Origin of the sequence: Pseudomonas fluorescens, assembly GCF_001648775.1 — a bacterium.
Classification (GTDB): Bacteria; Pseudomonadota; Gammaproteobacteria; order Pseudomonadales; family Pseudomonadaceae; genus Aquipseudomonas; species Aquipseudomonas fluorescens_M.
In genome coordinates this window covers 1-1,368 of the sequence record NZ_LVEJ01000056.1, presented here as the reverse complement: position 1 = coordinate 1,368, position 1,368 = coordinate 1, and the positions used below count along the sequence as shown (strand labels likewise).

The following is a 1,368-nucleotide window of genomic DNA, read 5'->3' as shown; positions in this document are numbered from 1 at the left end:
TGCTTTGATATTTTGCATTTAGATCCGCCACTAACGCAGGACCAGACATGGCACTGGCTTTCGCGACAAATAACGCGAGCAAAAATAATAGACATTTCATTTCTTTCACCCTCGAGAATACAACAGAGATGCGAAGAGGTGTCATCACCCGAAAAAACCAGAAAACCATCAAGCATTACGAAAGCCTACTTCCAAATCTCCGACTGCTCGTTTTCATGAAAACTGAATGCGGTCGGTGCGCCATCGACCAGGGTCACTCGTATGACCGGTAACAAATCGCCTGTCACATTAAAATAATCTTGCTGCGCGTATTTCGCGCCCTCCACTCCCACTGCACGAGTTTGTTTATACAGGTAAAAAAACGCAGCAATAGGCAGTTGCTTGGGTATGCCCTCCGGCCAAGTTTTCAACATGACCTCGTTATGGTACGGGCGTTCTTCTACAGGCCGCTCGAAGTTATTCCGAGCTTGTAGACTTAATGCAAACTGATCCTTATCAGCTGCAAATCCACATTGATTTCTGTTTCGCTGAGAGAAATAACCCGACCCACCTACCGAACGATAATGAACTTGCCATTGCGCCAATGTCGTCACACCCACTTCTGGACATGAACGGCTGGTTTGTGGGTAGAACGTATTCGGCCCACACCCTCTTTCGGTTGGTCGACTGGATGTATTGGCATCCGAAGGATAAGAACATAACAAAGGCGTCGGATAACTTCCCAATCTCTCGGCGGTGTCAAAATCCTTGAAAATAAATCCTTGAATTTCGCTCCATACCAAAATTTCGATGCCCAAATCCTTTCGCAAATAGGAAAACGAAACGCCCCCCATTTCTATCGAATTTGGACTCGGGTCCCATGCATGGTATTTAGGGCTGGTTCCGGTGACCCTGATAATCACACCACTACAATAATAAGCAGCCCGTCCTTCACAGTTGTTTGTCACGTTGGCATATTTATTGTTCAGGCGTTCGGCTGCCGCTTGACCAAATACCTGCTCAGAAGCGGAGTAGCTGAATATATTGGCATCCGGTGCCGCCAGGTTCAGTCTCACGATTGGCACATACAGCGACGTTTCTAAATAGTATTCCCGTTGGAATTTCTGGGCGTCCGCCAATTTGGCGGGTGCCGACGCCTCGTAAAACACGGCCTCGACTGGAAGTTTCTCAGGCTTGCTTTCATCCCAGGTTTCAACCAGGACTTCAGTGGGCTTGGCCGTCCACGCTGCATCCATGAGTGTGTGTGCTTCCAGACTGGCCTTGAATTGCGCAGCGACAACCGTACTTAACGAACATTGGTTCTTTGGCAAGGAATCATGTTCCTTGAAATTCTTCAACCATGCCGCCGCCGTAATGGGAGAGCCCCAT

At 48.3% G+C, this 1,368-nt stretch carries 1 protein-coding gene; it reads right to left on the bottom strand.

Features of this window, described 5'->3' with window-relative positions:
- Nucleotides 1–185 precede the first annotated feature (185 nt).
- On the bottom strand, nucleotides 186–1,368 hold a 1,183-nt coding region (locus tag A8O26_RS30020), incomplete at its 5' end, for a hypothetical protein (protein WP_081265278.1).